15 protein-coding genes and 1 pseudogene are annotated in these 16638 nt (G+C 74.3%); 15 read left to right on the top strand and 1 reads right to left on the bottom strand.

The genetic code is table 11. The annotated features are described in order from the left end of the window. Positions 1–229 precede the first annotated feature (229 nt). From aceB to menC, 14 genes and pseudogenes are all read left to right on the top strand, one after another. Positions 230–1831, top strand: coding sequence for a malate synthase A (aceB, locus tag ACFWE1_RS12780; protein WP_376933810.1), 1602 nt, complete (start codon positions 230–232; stop codon positions 1829–1831). Beyond that, a complete protein-coding gene (locus tag ACFWE1_RS12775) occupies positions 1831–3147 on the top strand; it encodes a DUF6986 family protein (RefSeq protein WP_376933809.1) in 1317 nt (438 codons plus the stop codon). Before aceB ends, ACFWE1_RS12775 begins: the two co-directional genes overlap by 1 nt. Next, a complete protein-coding gene (locus tag ACFWE1_RS12770) occupies positions 3144–3956 on the top strand; it encodes a bifunctional allantoicase/(S)-ureidoglycine aminohydrolase (protein WP_376933808.1) in 813 nt (270 codons plus the stop codon). Before ACFWE1_RS12775 ends, ACFWE1_RS12770 begins: the two co-directional genes overlap by 4 nt. A gap of 237 nt (positions 3957–4193) precedes the next feature. Beyond that, a complete protein-coding gene (locus tag ACFWE1_RS12765) occupies positions 4194–4985 on the top strand; it encodes a hydroxypyruvate isomerase family protein (protein WP_376933807.1) in 792 nt (263 codons plus the stop codon). A 61-nt stretch (positions 4986–5046) separates the two neighbouring features. Then, a complete protein-coding gene (locus ACFWE1_RS12760) occupies positions 5047–5925 on the top strand; it encodes a 2-hydroxy-3-oxopropionate reductase (RefSeq protein ID WP_376933806.1) in 879 nt (292 codons plus the stop codon). 73 nt (positions 5926–5998) lie between these two features. Continuing rightward, complete coding sequence (gene gcl, locus ACFWE1_RS12755; RefSeq protein ID WP_376933805.1) at positions 5999–7792, top strand: glyoxylate carboligase; 1794 nt, start codon at positions 5999–6001, stop codon at positions 7790–7792. Positions 7793–7794: 2 nt separating this feature from the next. Beyond that, positions 7795–8922, top strand: a pseudogene (locus ACFWE1_RS12750) (glycerate kinase); the annotation flags it as partial. Beyond that, positions 8911–10341, top strand: a complete 1431-nt coding sequence (gene allB / locus ACFWE1_RS12745) for an allantoinase AllB (RefSeq protein WP_376933977.1) — start codon at positions 8911–8913, stop codon at positions 10339–10341. The pseudogene ACFWE1_RS12750 and the gene allB, both read left to right, overlap by 12 nt. 119 nt (positions 10342–10460) lie before the next feature. Further along, complete coding sequence (gene bcp, locus ACFWE1_RS12740) at positions 10461–10937, top strand: thioredoxin-dependent thiol peroxidase (protein WP_376933804.1); 477 nt, start codon at positions 10461–10463, stop codon at positions 10935–10937. A gap of 171 nt (positions 10938–11108) precedes the next feature. After that, positions 11109–11606 (top strand): 2-oxo-4-hydroxy-4-carboxy-5-ureidoimidazoline decarboxylase, encoded by a 498-nt coding sequence (gene uraD / locus ACFWE1_RS12735; protein ID WP_376933803.1) that lies wholly within the window; start codon positions 11109–11111, stop codon positions 11604–11606. A 32-nt stretch (positions 11607–11638) separates the two neighbouring features. Then, entirely contained in the window at positions 11639–11980 is a 342-nt protein-coding gene (uraH, locus tag ACFWE1_RS12730) for a hydroxyisourate hydrolase (RefSeq protein WP_376933802.1), read from the top strand. Between the two features lie 3 nt (positions 11981–11983). Further along, entirely contained in the window at positions 11984–12934 is a 951-nt protein-coding gene (gene pucL / locus ACFWE1_RS12725; protein WP_376933801.1) for a factor-independent urate hydroxylase, read from the top strand. Positions 12935–13052: 118 nt separating this feature from the next. Beyond that, entirely contained in the window at positions 13053–13883 is an 831-nt protein-coding gene (locus ACFWE1_RS12720; RefSeq protein WP_376933800.1) for a hypothetical protein, read from the top strand. Further along, positions 13880–15103, top strand: coding sequence for an o-succinylbenzoate synthase (gene menC, locus ACFWE1_RS12715; RefSeq protein WP_376933799.1), 1224 nt, complete (start codon positions 13880–13882; stop codon positions 15101–15103). Before ACFWE1_RS12720 ends, menC begins: the two co-directional genes overlap by 4 nt. 12 nt (positions 15104–15115) lie before the next feature. Here menC and ACFWE1_RS12710 read toward each other — a convergent pair whose 3' ends face one another. After that, positions 15116–15988, bottom strand: a complete 873-nt coding sequence (locus tag ACFWE1_RS12710) for a helix-turn-helix domain-containing protein (protein ID WP_376933798.1) — start codon at positions 15986–15988, stop codon at positions 15116–15118. A 156-nt stretch (positions 15989–16144) separates the two neighbouring features. Here ACFWE1_RS12710 and ACFWE1_RS12705 point away from each other — a divergent pair, with 156 nt between their 5' ends. Next, positions 16145–16597 (top strand): SRPBCC domain-containing protein, encoded by a 453-nt coding sequence (locus ACFWE1_RS12705; RefSeq protein WP_376933797.1) that lies wholly within the window; start codon positions 16145–16147, stop codon positions 16595–16597. Positions 16598–16638: the final 41 nt, after the last annotated feature.

Raw genomic sequence — 16638 nt, 5'->3', positions numbered from 1 at the left:
TCTCGGGGGCGAGTATCCGCATCGCGGAAAACGCGGGTGGACACAAGATACCGCACGGCCTCGCCGTGAGCGGGGCGCGGTGGGGCGGCCTCGGGCGCCGTCGGGGCCGCCGGAGGCTTGTGTTTCCGTAAAGCAAACATTAACATCCATAATGCGAAAACTTTCGGGACGCTCGGTGCATACGCGATGATGAGCGGACCGCGTCGAGCCGCGAAGGAGCAGCAGCCGCATGACCATCGAGATCACCACCCCCACCGACGTCGAGGGGGGCGACGAGATCCTCTCGGCCGAGGCCCTCGCCTTCGTCGAAGCGCTGCACCACCGCTTCGCGGCACGCCGGCTGGAGCTGCTCGCGGCCCGCGGCGAACGACGCGAGCGGGCGGCGGCGAGCGGGCGGCTCGACTTCCTGCCCGAGACCCGCGAGGTGCGCGAGTCCGAGTGGCGCGTCGCCCCCGCTCCGCCCGCCCTCCTCGACCGCCGGGTCGAGATCACCGGCCCCGCCGCGCCGCCGAAGATGGCGATCAACGCCCTGAACTCCGGCGCCAAGGTCTGGCTCGCCGACCTCGAGGACGCCGCGAGCCCCACCTGGCACAACGTCGTCGCCGGCGTGCGGAACCTCCTCGACGCCGCGCGCGGCACCCTCGCCTACACCTCGCCGCAGGGCAAGCAGTACGCACTGCGCAACGACATCGAACGGCCGACCGTCGTCACCCGCCCGCGCGGCTGGCACCTCCCCGAACGGCACGTGCTGATCGACGGCGAGCGGGCGAGCGGGTCGCTCGTCGACTTCGGGCTGCATTTCTTCCACACCGCGAAGCCCCTGCTCGACAACGGCCACGGCCCGTACTACTACCTGCCGAAGCTCGAGTCCCACCTCGAGGCCCGGCTCTGGAACGACGTCTTCGTCTTCGCCCAGGAGCAGCTCGGCCTGCCGCGCGGCACCGTGCGCGCGACCGTGCTCATCGAGACGCTCCCCGCCGCGTTCGAGATGGACGAGATCCTGTACGAGCTCCGCGAGCACGCCTCCGGCCTGAACGCCGGGCGCTGGGACTACCTCTTCAGCTTCATCAAGGTCTTCCGCGACGCCGGCCCCGCCTTCGTGCTGCCCGACCGCGCCGACGTCTCGATGACGGCGCCGTTCATGCGCGCCTACACCGAGCTGCTCGTGCAGACCTGTCACCGCCGCGGCGCCTTCGCCATGGGCGGCATGGCGGCCTTCGTGCCGAACCGCAACGACCTCGAGGTCACCCGCGCCGCCTTCGAGAAGGTCCGCGCCGACAAGACCCGCGAGGCCGAGGACGGCTTCGACGGCTCCTGGGTCGCCCACCCCGACCTCGTTCCGGTCTGCCGGGAGGTCTTCGACGGCGTGCTCGGCAGCCGCCCGAACCAGCTCGAGCGGCAGCGCCCCGAGGTCGCGGTCACCGCCGAGCAGTTGCTCGACGCGGCATCCGCCCCCGGCCGGGTCACCGAGGCCGGGCTCCGGCTGAACCTCTCGGTCGCCGTCGCGTACACGGCGGTCTGGCTCTCCGGCGACGGCGCGGTGGCGCTGCACAACCTGATGGAGGATGCCGCGACCGCCGAGATCTCGCGCTCGCAGGTGTGGCAGCAGCTGCGCAACGGCGTCGAGCTCGCCGACACCGGCCGGCAGGTCACGCCCGAGCTCGTGCGCACCGTGCTCGCCGAAGAGGTCGCGGCCCTGCGCGAGCAGGTGGATGCCGAGCGCTTCGCCCGGTTCTCCGAGCCCGCGGCCCGCCTCGTCGAGGACCTCTGCCTTGACGACGGCTTCGTCGACTTCCTCACCCTGCCCGCCTACGAACTCCTGGAGGGCTGATGGGTCAGGGCGCAGGCACCGCTCCCACGACCGCCCTCGGCACCGCGGCGCTCGCCGACGCCGAGCGCCGCCTCGCCGCCACCGACGCGCTGCTCGACCGCGGCTACCCGGGCGACGACGGCTCGCGCCAGCCCGTGCACACCGTCTACGTGCCGGCCGACCGCTTCACCCCCGAGCTCCCGGCGGAGTGGGGCGCCGCCGCCCTCGCCGCCGCCGACGAGGCGGGCGGCCTCGAGGCCGTCGCCGTCGTCGCCGGCCTCGACGCCGCGATCGCCGCGGAACTCGCGCCTCGCGTCGCGCGCAAGCTCGAGCGTGAGCCCATCGAGGACCTCCGTCTCGACTTCGAGGACGGCTACGGCGACCGCGGCGACGACGCCGAGGACGCCGACGCCGTGCACGCCGCCCGGCGGGTGCTCGATGCCGTCGAGGCGGGAACGGCGCCGCCCTTCCTCGGCATCCGCTTCAAGTGCTTCGAGCGGCCGACGCGGGCACGCGGCATCCGCACCCTCGACCTCTTCGTGACCGCCCTCGTCGAGGGCGGCGGGCTGCCCGACGGGCTCGTGCTCACCCTGCCGAAGGTGACGACCGTCGCGCAGGTCGAGACGATGGCGGCGCTCGCCGCCGAGCTCGAGCGGGTGCACGGGCTCACCGAGGGCCGGATCCGCTTCGAGGTGCAGGTCGAGACCCCGCAGCTCGTGCTCGGCGCCGACGGCCGCTCGCCGGTCGCGCAGCTGCCGCACGCCGCGCCCGGTCGCATCACCGGCCTGCACTACGGCACCTACGACTACAGCGCCTCGCTGCAGATCGCGGCCGGCTACCAGTCGATGGAGCACCCCGCCGCCGACCTCGCGAAGGGCGTCATGCAGCTCGCCGTCGCGGGCACCGGCATCCGCCTCTCCGACGGCTCCACGAACGTGCTGCCCCTCGGCGAGCGCACCGCGGAGGCGTGGGCGCTGCACGCGCGGCTCGTGCGGCGCTCGCTGGAGCGCGGCTACTACCAGGGCTGGGACCTGCACCCGCACCAGCTGCCGACCCGGTACCTCGCGAGCTACGCCTTCTTCCGGGAGGGCTACCCGGCCGCGGCCGCGCGGCTGCGCGCCTACCTCGAGCAGACCCCCGGCGCCGTGCTCGACGAGCCCGCCACGGCGCGCGCGCTCGCCGACTTCGTGCTGCGGGGGGTGGAGTGCGGCGCGGTCTCCGCCGAGGAGGTCGCCGCCGACGCCGGTGTGCAGCGGGCGGGCCTCGTCGCGCTCGCGCACCCGCGGCTCGCCGCGGCATCCGTCCCCGCCCCGTCGACCCAGGGAGCCTCAGCATGAGCTACTACACGCCGAAGGGCGGGCTGCCGGCCCAGTCCGAGCTGCTCACCGACCGCGCCGTCGTGAAGGAGGCGTACACCGTCATCCCGAAGGGCGTGCTGCGCGACATCGTCACGAGCAATCTGCCGGGCTTCACGGGCACCCGCTCGTGGATCCTCGCCCGGCCGATCGCGGGCTTCGCGACGACGTTCGCCCAGTTGATCGTTGAGATCTCGCCGGGCGGCGGCGCCGAGCGGCCCGAGCCGGAGGCCGGCGTCGAGGGCGTCGTCTTCGTCACGGCCGGGGAGCTCGCGCTGACGCTCGCCGGCGAGCGGCACGTGCTCGGCGCGGGCGGCTACGCGTACCTCGCGGCGGGCGCCGAGTGGTCGATCGCGAACGAGGGCGCGGAGCTCTGCTCCTTCCACTGGATCCGCAAGGCGTACGAGCCGGTCGAGGGCATCCCCGCTCCTGCCTCCTTCGTCACACGGGATCAGGATGTCGCGCCGCGCCCGATGCCGGACACGGACGGGGCCTGGGCCACCACTCGCTTCGTCGACCCCGACGACCTCGCGCACGACATGCACGTGAACATCGTGACGTTCCAGCCGGGCGGGGTGATCCCCTTCGCCGAGACGCACGTCATGGAGCACGGGCTCTTCGTGCTCGAGGGCAAGGCGGTCTACCGGCTGAACGACGACTGGGTCGAGGTCGAGGCCGGCGACTTCATGTGGCTGCGGGCGTTCTGCCCGCAGGCCTGCTACGCGGGCGGCCCCGGGCCGTTCCGCTACCTGCTCTACAAGGACGTGAACCGGCAGATCCGGCTCACCTGACCTGACTCCCGCGCCCTCGGGCGGCGGGGACCAGCTCCGCGCCGGGTGACTCCCGGCCGGGGCGTCCGGAGCGCCCGGCGAAGCAGACTCCCTTCGCCGGGCGCTTCGTCGTGTCCGCCCTCGCACTCGCCGGCCGCCGCCTCGCGCAGAGGGGTTGACGGCGGAGAAAGCCTCGCCTACGCTTTCACACAGCAAAAGTATTCTTCCGAATAGTGGAAACTTGAAGGGCTCGCGACGATGACGTACACGGTGAACTGCTCGATCCTCCTCACCGAGCTGCCGCTGCTCGAGCGCCCCGCCGCCGCGAAGGCCGCGGGCTTCGACGCGGTCGAGTTCTGGTGGCCGTTCGACGGCGCCGTCCCGGCCGACCGCGACGCCGACGCCTTCGTCGCCGCGATCCGCGACGCGGGCGTGCAGCTCACCGGGCTGAACTTCTTCGCCGGCGACATGCCGGCCGGCGACCGCGGTCTCGTCTCCTGGACCGGCCGCGAGGCCGAGTTCCGCGACAACGTCGACGCCGTCGCCGCGATCGGGGAGGCGCTCGGCACCCCGGCGTTCAACGCCCTCTACGGCAACCGCCTCGACGGCGTCGACGCCGCCGCCCAGGACGAGACCGCCGCCGAGAACCTCGCCGTCGCCGCCGCGGGCGTCGCCCGCATCGGCGGCACCGTGCTCGTCGAGCCCGTCTCGGGCGCGCCGCGCTACCCGCTGCGGACGACGGCCGACGCGCTCGCCGCCATCGCGCGGGTGCCGGATGCCGGAAACCTCGCCCTCCTCGCCGACTTCTACCACCTCGCCGTGAACGGCGACGACGTCGCCGCGGTCATCGAGGCGCACGCCGCCCGCTTCGGCCACATCCAGATCGCCGACGCCCCCGGCCGGGGCGCGCCCGGCACGGGCGCCCTCCCGCTCGAGCGGTGGATCGCCCGCAGCCGGGAGCTGGGGTACGCCGGTCCGATCGGCCTCGAGTACACGGCCCCGCTCGACGACGCCTTCGCCTGGCTCGCCGAGGCATCCGCCGACGCCTGACGCGGCCAGAGCCGCCCGACCCGACCCCACGCACGCCACCGCGACCCCGAAGGACGACACCATGACCAGCATCGCGATCATCGGACTCGGCATCATGGGCCTGCCCATGGCCAAGAACCTCGTCGAGGCGGGCTTCGACGTCACCGGATACAACCGCAGCCGCGGCCCCGTCGACACGCTCGTCGAGGCGGGCGGCCGCGCCGCCGGCAGCGTCGCCGAGGCCGTCCGCGACGCCGACGTCGTCGTCACGATGGTGCCCGACTCGCCCGACGTCGCGGGCCTCGTCCGCGGCGACGACGGCGTGTTCGCCAACGCCAAGGCCGGCGCGCTCTGGATCGACACCTCCTCCATCCGCCCCGACGTGGCGAAGGAGCTGGCGGAGGAGGCCGCGGCCGCCGGGCTCGGCGCGATCGATGCCCCCGTCTCCGGCGGCGAGCAGGGCGCCATCGACGGCGTGCTCTCGATCATGGTCGGCGGCTCGCCCGAGGACTTCGAGCGCGCCCGTCCGGTGCTCGACGCCGTCGGCCGCACCATCGTGCACGTCGGCCCCTCCGGCGCCGGCCAGACCGTGAAGGCCGCGAACCAGCTCATCGTCGCGGTCAACATCCAGGCGCTCGCCGAGGCGGTCGTCTTCCTCGAAGCCTTCGGCGTCGACACCGACGCCGCATTGACGGTCCTCGGCGGCGGACTCGCCGGCTCGAAGGTCCTCGACCAGAAGGGGCGCAAGATGCTCGACCGCGACTTCGCCCCCGGATTCCGTCTCGCCCTCCACCACAAGGACCTGGGCATCGTCACCGCCGCCGCACGACAGGCCGGCATCACCGTCCCGCTCGGCTCCGCCGTGGCGCAGCTCGTCCAGGCGACCGTCGCCCGCGGCGACGGGGGCCTCGACCACTCCGGCCTCTTCGCGCTGACGGCCGAGCTCGCCGGGCGGGACTAGCGCCGGCGCGAGCCGCGCTCCTCCTCCGCTTCCTCTCCTCTCTTCCTCCACCGTCTCCGGAAGGAGCACTCACATGACCCGCATGCGCACGGTCGACGCGGCCGTCCTGATCCTCGAGCGGGAGGGCGCCACCGAGGCGTTCGGCCTGCCCGGCGCCGCGATCAACCCCTTCTACTCCGCGATGCGCGCCCACGGCGGCATCCGGCACACCCTCGCCCGCCACGTCGAGGGCGCGAGCCACATGGCCGACGGCTACACCCGGGCGGCCGACGGCAACATCGGCATCTGCGTCGGCACCTCCGGCCCCGCCGGCACCGACATGATCACCGGGCTCTACGCGGCCTGGGCCGACTCGCTGCCGATCCTCTGCATCACCGGCCAGGCGCCCGTGGCCAAGCTGCACAAGGAGGACTTCCAGGCCGTCGACATCGCCTCGATCGCGAAGCCCCTGACGAAGCTCGCGATGACCGTGCTCGAGCCCGCGCAGGTGCCCGGCGCCTTCCAGCAGGCCTTCCAGCTGATGCGCTCCGGCCGACCCGGCCCCGTGCTCATCGACCTGCCGATCGACGTGCAGCTCGCCGAGATCGAGTTCGACATCGACACCTACGAGCCGCTGCCCGTCGTGAAGCCCCGCGCCACGCGCGCCCAGGCCGAGAAGGCGCTCGACCTCCTCACGGCGCACGAGCGGCCCATCCTCATCGCGGGCGGCGGCGTGATCAACGCGGGCGCCTCCGATGCCCTCGTCGAGCTCGCCGAGCTGCTCGGCGTCCCCGTCGTGCCCACCCTGATGGGCTGGGGCGCGATCGCCGACGACCACCCGCTGAACGCCGGCATGGTCGGCATCCAGACCTCGCACCGATACGGCAACCAGACGCTGCTCGCGAGCGACTTCGTGCTCGGCCTCGGCAACCGCTGGGCGAACCGGCACACCGGCGGGCTCGACACCTACCGGGCCGGCCGCACCTTCGTGCACGTCGACATCGAGCCGACGCAGATCGGCCGGGTGTTCGCGCCCGACTACGGCATCGTCTCCGACGCCGGCGCGGCGATCGAGGCCCTGCTCGAGCTCGCCCGCGAGCGGCAGGCCGCCGGCACCCTGCCCGACTACTCCGCCTGGGCCGCGGACGCGCAGGACCGAAAGGCGCGCCTGCAGCGCAAGACGAACTTCGTCGAGGTGCCGATCAAGCCGCAGCGGGTCTACCAGGAGATGAACCGCGCCTTCGGCCGCGACACCACCTACGTGACCACCATCGGGCTCTCGCAGATCGCGGGCGCGCAGCTGCTGCACGTCTACGGGCCGCGCAAGTGGATCAACGCCGCGCAGGCCGGGCCGCTCGGCTGGACGGGGCCCGCCGCCCTCGGCGTCGTCCGCGGCAAGCCCGGCGAGACCGTCGTCGCGCTCTCCGGCGACTACGACTTCCAGTTCATGATCGAGGAGCTCGCCGTGGGCGCGCAGCACCGGCTGCCCTACCTCCACGTCGTGGTGAACAACAGCTACCTGGGCCTCATCCGCCAGTCGCAGCGCCCCTTCGAGATGGACTTCCAGGTCTCGCTCGCCTTCGAGAACGTGAACACCCCGCAGGACGAGGGCTCCGTCGCCCACGGCTACGGCGTCGACCACGTGAAGGTCGCCGAGGGCCTCGGCTGCAAGGGCATCCGCATCGAACGGCCCGAGGACCTGGCCGCCGGCTTCGCCGAGGCGAAGCGGCTCATGGCCGAGTTCCAGGTGCCGGTCGTCGTCGAGGTCATCCTCGAGCGCGTGACGAACATCGCGATGGGCGCCGAGCTCGACGCCGTGAACGAGTTCGAAGACCTCGCCGAATCCGCCGAAGACGCCCCGACGGCCATCCTCGCGTTGCAGGATTGAGCATGCGCGTCGTGATCGCCCCCGACAAGTTCAAGGGATCGCTGTCCGCCCCGGAGGTGGCCCGGCGGGTCGCCGAGGGCGCGCGCCGGGCCGACCCCGCGATCGAATTCGTCGAGGTGCCGGTCGCCGACGGCGGTGAGGGCACGCTCGACGCGGCGCTCGCCGCGGGCTTCACCGCGCGCAGCGCCCGGGTGCCCGGGCCGCTCGGGGCGGAGCTCGACGCCGAGTTCGGCCTGCGCGGCGAGGAGGCGGTCGTCGAGCTGGCGCGCGCCTCCGGGCTCGAGCTGCTCGCCACGGGGGAGCGGGATGCCGGGCGCGCGACGAGCCTCGGCACGGGCCGGCTGATCGCCGCGGCCCTCGATGCCGGGGCGCGGCGCATCGTGCTCGCGATCGGCGGCAGCGCCTCCACGGATGGCGGGGCCGGGGTCCTCCGCGGGCTCGGTGCGCGCCTCCTCGACGCCTCGGGACGGGACCTCCCCGAGGGCGGCGCCGCGCTCGCCGGGCTCGACCGCGTCGAGCTCGGCGGGCTCGACCCGCGGCTCGCCGCCACCGAGTTCGTGCTCGCGAGCGACGTCGACAACCCGCTGCTCGGGCCGCACGGCGCCGCCGCCGTCTTCGCCGCGCAGAAGGGCGCCGACGCGGCGGGCATCGCGGCGCTCGACGCGGCCCTCGCCCGCCTCGTCGAGGTGCTGTCCGAGCACGACGGCCGGCTCGCCCGGCCGGCCCGCGAGGCCGCCGAGGCCCCCGGCGCCGGGGCCGCGGGCGGCGTCGGCTTCGCGGCGCTCGCCGTGCTCGGCGCGGTGCGCCGCCCCGGCATCGACGTCGTGCTGGAGCTGACCGGCCTCGACGCCCGGCTCGCCGGCGCCGATCTCGTGATCACGGGGGAGGGCAGCCTCGACGCGCAGAGCCTCATGGGCAAGACGCCGCTCGGGGTCGCGCGCGCGGCCGCCCGGCGCGGCATCCCGGTGCACGCCGTCTGCGGGCGCAGCGAGCTCGACGCCGGCGCGCTCGCCGCCTCCGGCTTCGCCTCGGTGCGCGCCCTCGCCGAACTCGAACCCGACCCGGCCGCCTCGATCGCGAACGCCGGAGCCCTGCTCGCCCGACTCTCGGAGGACCTCATGACCGAGCTCATCACCGCATCCGGCACCGGCGCGGCGCCGGCCGGCGCCACGTCCGGCGACGCCGGATCCGCGGCGCCGGCCTTCGACCTCGTGCTGCGCGCGTCCCGCGCCCTGCTCGCGGCCGATGGCGGCGCGCCCGTCGAGCGGGGCGCCGAGATCGGCGTCCGCGCGGGCCGCATCGTGCAGATCTCGCCGCTCGGCGCGAGGCTCGAGGGCGCCCGCCTCGTCGAACTCGGCGCGGGCGAAGTGCTGCTGCCCGGGCTCGTGGACACGCACGTGCACGTGAACGAGCCGGGCCGCACCGAGTGGGAGGGCTTCGCCTCCGCGACCCGGGCCGCCGCCGCGGGCGGCGTCACGACGATCGTCGACATGCCGCTCAACAGCATCCCGCCGACCGTCTCGGTCGCCGCGCTCGAGGAGAAGCGCGCGGTCGCGGCCGGGCAGGTCGTCGTCGACGTCGGCTTCTGGGGCGGCGTCGTGCCGGGCAACCTGGCCGAGCTCGGCCCGCTCGTCGACGAGGGCGTGTTCGGCTTCAAGTGCTTCCTGCTGCACTCGGGCGTCGACGAGTTCCCGCAGGTGACGCCCGAGGAGATGGAGCAGGCGATGGCGGTCGTCGCCGCGCGCGGCTCGCTCCTGCTCGTGCACGCCGAGGACGCGCACCTCATCGACGCCGCGCCGCACCGCGGCGGACCGGCGTACGCCGACTTCCTCGCCTCCCGGCCGCACGAGGCCGAGGACGCCGCGATCGCCGAGGTCATCGCCCGGGCCGCGAAGACCGGCGCCCGCGCGCACGTGCTGCACCTGAGCAGCGCCGAGTCCCTCCCGCAGATCCGGGCGGCCAAGGCAGCCGGCGTCGACCTCACGGTCGAGACCTGCCCGCACTACCTCACTCTCGTCGCCGAGGCGGTGCCCGAGGGCGCCACGGCCTACAAGTGCTGCCCGCCGATCCGCGGCGAGGCGAACCGCGACGCCCTCTGGCAGGGGCTCCTCGACGGCACGATCGACTTCATCGTCTCCGACCACTCGCCGGCGACGCCCGAGCTGAAGTACGCGGGCGACGGGGACTTCGAGCAGGCCTGGGGCGGGATCGCCTCGCTGCAGCTCGGGCTGCCGCTCGTCTGGAGCGAGGCGCGCCGCCGAGGCATCCCGCTCGAGCGGGTCGTCGAGTGGATGTCGTCGCGGCCCGCCGACCGGGCGGGGCTGCGCGGCAAGGGCCGCATCCAGGTCGGCGCCGCCGCCGACTTCGCCGTGTTCGCCCCCGACGAGCACTTCACCGTGGACGCGGGCGCCCTCGAGCACCGCCACCCGGTCACCCCCTATGACGGGCGCGAGCTCACCGGCGTCGTCCGCACCGCGTATCTCGCGGGCGCGGAGATCGACCGGGGCCTCGCGCAGGGCCGGCTGCTCCGGGTGGGGAACGACGAGTAGCCGGCCGCCGATGGGGCCGGGGCCGCCGCCCCGGCCCCGCCTTCGCCTGCCCGGACCACCACCCCCGTCCCACGACCACACCATTCGCACGAAGAACGACGACGAGAGGGAGCACCGACATGATCGCCTCATCCGACGAGCTCGAGCCGGGCCGCGAGGCCCCCGACTTCGCCCTGCCCGACGCGACGGGCGCCGTGCGCACCCTCGGCGAGCTGCGCGGCCGCCCCGTCATCGTGTACTTCTACCCGGCCGCGTTCACCCCCGGCTGCACGACCGAGGCGTGCGACTTCCGCGACAACCTCGCCTCGCTGCAGGGCGCGGGCTACGTCGTGCTCGGCGTCTCGCCCGATCCCGTCGCCCGGCTCGCCGAGTTCGCCGACGTCGAGCGGCTGAGCTTCCCGCTGCTGTCCGACGAGGGGGCCGAGACCGCGCGCGCCTGGGGCGCCTGGGGGCAGAAGACCGTCGCCGGCCGCACCTTCGACGGCGTCATCCGCTCGACCGTCGTCGTCGACGCGGACGGCCGGGTCGCGAGCGTCGAGTACAACGTGGATCCGGTGGGTCACGTCGCGCGGCTCCGCGAGCGACTCGCGGTATGAGACGGCGGATGCCGCGTCGGCGACCCTGCGCCGACGGCGTCGCAGCCATTGCCGACGCGGCATCCGCTTGCTAAAGTTGTCGCATGCTGAAATAACAGTTCCACGATATGAAAGCTAGCTTTCGTATTCCGTACACCGTGGATGCCAGCAGACCAGGAAGCGGATCAAGCGATGAAGCTTGAACAGTTCAACGGAGCCGACCGCCGCGAGGCGATCGCGCTCCTCCGACCATGCATCGACGTGCCGAGATGGTACGACGAGCTCGCCGACGGGCGGCCCTACGCCTCCGTCGCCGCGCTGCTCGCCGAGGCCGAGCGGGCCGCCTCGCCGTTCACCGCGGAGGAGGTCGAGCGGGCGCTCGGCCACCACCCGCGCATCGGCGAGCGCGCCGCGGGCACCAGCCGGGAGGCGACGCTCTCGCGCTCCGAGCAGGCGGGCGTCGATCCGGCCGACGCCGAGCTCGCCGAGCGCCTCGCCGCGGGCAACCTCGCCTACGAGCAGCGCTTCGGCCGGGTGTTCCTCATCCGCGCGGCCGGACGCAGCGCGGCGGAGATCCTCGCCGCCCTCACCGAGCGGCTCGGCCACGACGACGCCGAGGAGGACGAGATCGTCGCCGCGCAGCTGCGCGAGATCGCCCTCCTCAGACTGGAACAGGCGGTCACCCCATGACCGCGCCGCAGCACACCGGAGGGAACCCGGCCATGACCGTCTCACAGATCACCACGCACGTGCTCGACGCCCAGCGCGGTGTCCCGGCGCCCGGCGTCGGCGTCGAACTGTCCCGCCGCTCGGGCGAGGGCTGGGAGCCCGTCGCGAGCGGCACCACCGACGCAGACGGCCGCGCGAAGCAGCTCGGCCCCGAGCGCGTGCCGGGCGGCGAGTACCGCCTGCGCTTCGACACCGGGGCGTACTTCGCCGCCTCCGGCACCGACACCTTCTACCCCGAGGTGCTGATCGGCTTCACCGTCGCCGACGACGGCCGGCATTCCCATGTGCCGCTGCTGCTCAGCCCCTTCGCCTATTCGACCTATCGAGGAAGCTAGCTCATGACCGACATCCTGACCACCGCCACCGAGACCGCCGCGGGCGCCGCCGACGAGGGCGGGCGCATCGTGCTCGGCCCGAACCAGTACGGCAAGGCCGAGGTCCGCGTCGTCAAGGTGACCCGCGACACCGACCGCCACGAGATCGAGGACCTGAACGTCACCTCGCAGCTGCGCGGCGACTTCGCCGGCGCGCACCTCGCCGGCGACAACTCCCACGTCGTCGCCACCGACACCCAGAAGAACACGATCTTCGCCTTCGCGCGCGACGGCGTCGGCTCGCCCGAGGCGTTCCTGCTGCGCCTCGCCGAACACTTCATCGGCTCCTTCGACTGGGTCACCGGCGGTCGCTGGCTCGCCGAGAGCTACGCCTGGGAGCGCATCCTCGCCCACGGGCAGGAGCACGACCACGCCTTCGTCCGCTCGGGCCAGGAGGTGCGCACCGCCGCGGTCGTCGCCGACGGCGAAGCGCGCCACGTCATCGCGGGCCTCAAGGACCTCGTCGTGCTGAAGACGACGCAGTCGGGCTTCGTCGGCTACCCGAAGGACCGCTACACGACCCTGCAGGAGACGACCGACCGCATCCTCGCGACGAGCGTCGCGACGCGCTGGCGCTACCGGCCGGGCGCCGAGCCCGACTACAACGGCACGTACGCGAGCGTGAAGGCGATCCTGCTCGAGGCGTTCAGCGAACGCTACTCGGCGGCGCTGCAGACGACCCTGTTCGAGATGGGGCAGGCCGTGCTCGAGCGGCACCCCGAGATCGCGGAGATCCGCTTCTCCATGCCGAACAAGCACCACTTCGTCGTCGACCTCTCGCCGTTCGGCCTCGACAACCCGAACGAGGTCTTCTACGCCTCCGACCGCTCGTACGGGCTCATCGAGGCGACGGTCACGCGCGAGGGCCTCGAGCCCGCGCCGGAGGCGTGGGAGAGCGTCGGCGCGTTCTGCTGAGGCCGGCCGCCGACTGGCGCTGCGGGCGTCGCGCAGTCGCGCGGCGCCCGTCGTCGTGCCTGCCTGCCCGCCCGCCGTGGGTTCGACGGCCCGGCGCGCGAACGGCTAGCGTCGAGGCATGACCCAGCTCGACGGTGCGCAGGAGGCCGGCCGCCTCGCCGACGCGGTCGACGTGCGCAGCGGCATCCGCACCCGTCCCGCCGCGGCGGACGAGATCGGCGCCGTCCTCGCCCGCTTCGACGCGACGTGGGGCGAGGGCCGCGGTCTCGACGACTCGACGATCCGCGCGCTCGCCCACGCCGGCGGCACGGTGCTCGTCGCGGTGCCCGACGACGACGGCGGAGTGGATGCCTCGGGCACCCCGCCCTTCGCCGCGCCCGGCGAGGTGCTCGGCGCGACCCTCGGCTTCCTCGGCTGGTCGGGCGGCGCGCACCTGCACTCGCACATGAACGCCGTCGCACCCGCCGCGCGCGGCCGCGGCATCGGCGCGGCGCTGAAGCTCCGGCAGCGGGCGCTCTGCCTCGCGCACGGCGTCGACGAGATCCGCTGGACCTTCGACCCGCTGATCCGCCGCAACGCCCGGATGAACCTCGTGCGCCTCGGCGCGGAGGTCGCCGGTTATCTGCCCGAGTTCTACGGCGTGCTCGGCGACGAGATCTCCGGCAGCGACCGCAGCGACCGCTTCGAGGTGCGCTGGCGGCTCCGCTCGCCGCGCGTGCTGCGGGCTCTCGCCGGCGCACCGGCGCCGGCCTGGCGGGGCACGTCGGGCTTCGCACTCGTGCCCGACTACGAGGCGCTGCGACGCGAGTCGCGCGCCGAGGCGGCCGCGCTCCGCAGCGCCTCGGTCGAGGCCTTCACCGGGATGGCCCGCGCGGGCCTCCGCCCGGAGCTCGACGCCGCGGGCGACTACGTGTTCACCGAGGACGACGCCGACCGGGAGGCCGCATGACCGAGCAGACGAGCGCCGGGCCCCGGCTCGAGGTGATCGAGCTGCACCGCATCGAGGTGCCCCTCGTGCGGCCGTTCGAGACCTCCTTCGGGCGCGAGACGGTGCGCGAGGCGCTGCTCGTGCGGGTCCGCACCGATGCGGGCGACGGCTGGGCCGAGTGCGTGGCCGGGCGGGAGCCGTTCTACTCCTCTGAGTACGTGGACGGCGCGGCGGCCGTGATCGAGCGCTACCTCGCGCCGGCGCTGCTCGCCGCCGCGGCGGGCGAGGGGCGCGTCGGGCACGGCGTGAGCACGGGCCATCCGGCGTCGACCGACGGCGCCGCGGCCGCGATCGCCTCGGTGCCCGCCGCCGCGGCGGTCGGCCCCGCGCTCGCCGTGGTCGCGGGCCACCGCATGGCGAAGGCGGCCCTCGAGGCGGCGGTGCTCGACGCCGAGCTCCGAGCCCAGGGGCGCTCGATGGCGTCGTGCTTCGGCGCGGTGCGCGACTGGGTCGACTGCGGCGTCTCCGTCGGCATCGCCCCGACGCTCGAGGAGCTCCTCGACGAGGTCGCCGGCTACGTCGAGCAGGGCTACCGGCGCATCAAGCTGAAGATCAAGCCGGGCTGGGACCTCGTGCCCGTCGGGGCGGTGCGGGAGCTCCTCGGCCCGGGCGGCCTCCTGCAGGTCGACGCGAACACCGCCTACCGGCCGGCCGACATTCCGCTCCTCGCCGAGCTCGACCGCTTCGGGCTGCTGCTCATCGAGCAGCCGTTCGCGGAGGAGGACCTCGGGAGCCACGTGGCGCTCGCCGCCGCCTGCGACACCCCGGTCTGCCTCGACGAGTCGATCCTCGACCGCACGACGGCGCTCGACGCGATCGAGCGCGGCGCGACGAGCATCGTGAACATCAAGCCGGGCCGGATGGGCGGCTACCTCGAGTCGCTGCGGGTGCACGAGGCGTGCCTGGCGCTCGAGGTGCCCGTCTGGTGCGGCGGCATGCTCGAGACCGGGCTCGGCCGCGCGGCGAACGTCGCGCTCGCGGCGCTGCCCGGCTTCCTGCTGCCGGGCGACACCTCGGCCTCCGACCGCTACTACGCCGAGGACCTCACGGAGCCCTTCGTGCTCGGCACGGGCGAGCACCGCGGCCAGCTGGCGGTGCCGCAGGGGCCGGGCACGGGGGTCGAGGTGCGCGAGGAGCTCGTCCGCGCCTGGGCGAGCGCGCCGCCCGTGCTCGTGCGCTGAGCGGCGACCCGTTCACCGGGCGCTCCGCGCCGCGCGGGCGTAGCCGCCCGGGGTCTCGCCGACGACGGTGCGGAACTCCCGGGTGAAGTGCGCCTGGTCGGCGTAGCCGAGCTCTGCGGCGAGTTCGGCGAGCGGGGGCGAGTCCGCGCTCGCGAGCCGCTCGGCCGCCTCCTGCAAGCGGTAGCGGCGGATCAGCCAGCGCGGGGTGAGTCCGAGCTGCTCGCGCACGAGCCGCTCCAGGCGCCGGATGCCGAGGCCCTCGGAGTCCGCGAGCTGGGCGACCCTCGTCAACGTGCGGTCGTGCTCGGCCCGCTCGACGAGCCGCCGCACGGTGCGGGCGTCGTCGCCCGGTTCGAGCCCCAGAGCGGTGAACCAGCGCTCGAACTCGGCGACGGCGTGCTCCTCGTCGGCCGCGGCGGTCGCCGCGGCGACGCGGCCGAGGGCCTCGGTCGCACCCGGGACGTCGTCGAGCGGGATGCCGCGCACCGGGTCGACCAGGGCGCGGGCGGGCTGCCCGAGCAGGAGGGGGGCGACGCCGGGCTGCAGCAGCACGCCGAACGCCCAGCCGCTGCCCGCCAGGGTGCGGGAGCCGAGGCCGAGACTCGGGCCCCAGACGGCCGCTCCGCCCGCTTCGACGACGAGGTTCGCGCTCGGGTACTCAAGCACCCGCTGGGTCACCGTGCGGCCCGGCGGCAGCCGCCAGCGCGGGATCCAGTAGTGCCGCACCAGCTCGGCGAGGGCGGGGGAGGGGGCGTGCCTCGTCATCCCGAGCGGTGAGGCGGCGCCGCCGAGGGGCGGTTCGCCCGGGGCGGGCGCGAGCACGCCGCGGCTGCGGGGCGCGCCGGTGCGGGTGCGCCAGTACGCCTCGGCCCGCTCGTCTGCCATCCCGCCAGTCTGCCCCGGGCTGGCGACATCCGCGCCGCCCATCCGCGTCGCCCGTCCGGGCCTCGGCGCTGTCGCGTTCGTTCAATCTCCGGCGGCACCGGCCCCGTAGCGTCGAGCACGACGGCAGAACCAGCGCAGGAAGGATGCAACGGAACCATGGACTTCGAGATGACGATCTACATCGCGGCCGAGCCCGAGACCGTCTGGGAGGCGATCACCGGCGAGGCCGGCAACCGGGCGGTGATGTGGGGCAGCGTGCTGCGCGGCGAGCTCGTCCCCGGCTCCCGCTACGAGTACGTCGGCCCCGGCCAGGACGGCGACGAGACCGTGCACGTCTACGGGGAGGTGCTCGAGGCCGAGCCGCCGACGCTGCTCCGGCTCAGCGAGCACCCCGGCCCGAGCTACCGGGAGAACCACGCCGAGCTGCGCAGCCGGATGACCTGGCGGCTCGAGCGGGCCGGCGAGGGCCTCACGAAGGCGACGTTCACGAACGACGAGTGGAGCGAGGGCCACCCGGCCGCGGAGGAGACCGCGGACACCTGGCCGCACGTGCTCTCGAGCTTCAAGAGCTACGTCGAGACCGGTCGCGCCTTGCCGTTCCCGGGCTGACGGCCCAGACCGCCCAGACGGCCCAGACCGCCCCGGCCGCC

Origin of the sequence: Agromyces sp. NPDC060279, assembly GCF_042726785.1 — a bacterium.
Classification (GTDB): Bacteria; Actinomycetota; Actinomycetes; order Actinomycetales; family Microbacteriaceae; genus Agromyces.
This window is presented reverse-complemented; position numbering and strand designations above follow the sequence as displayed.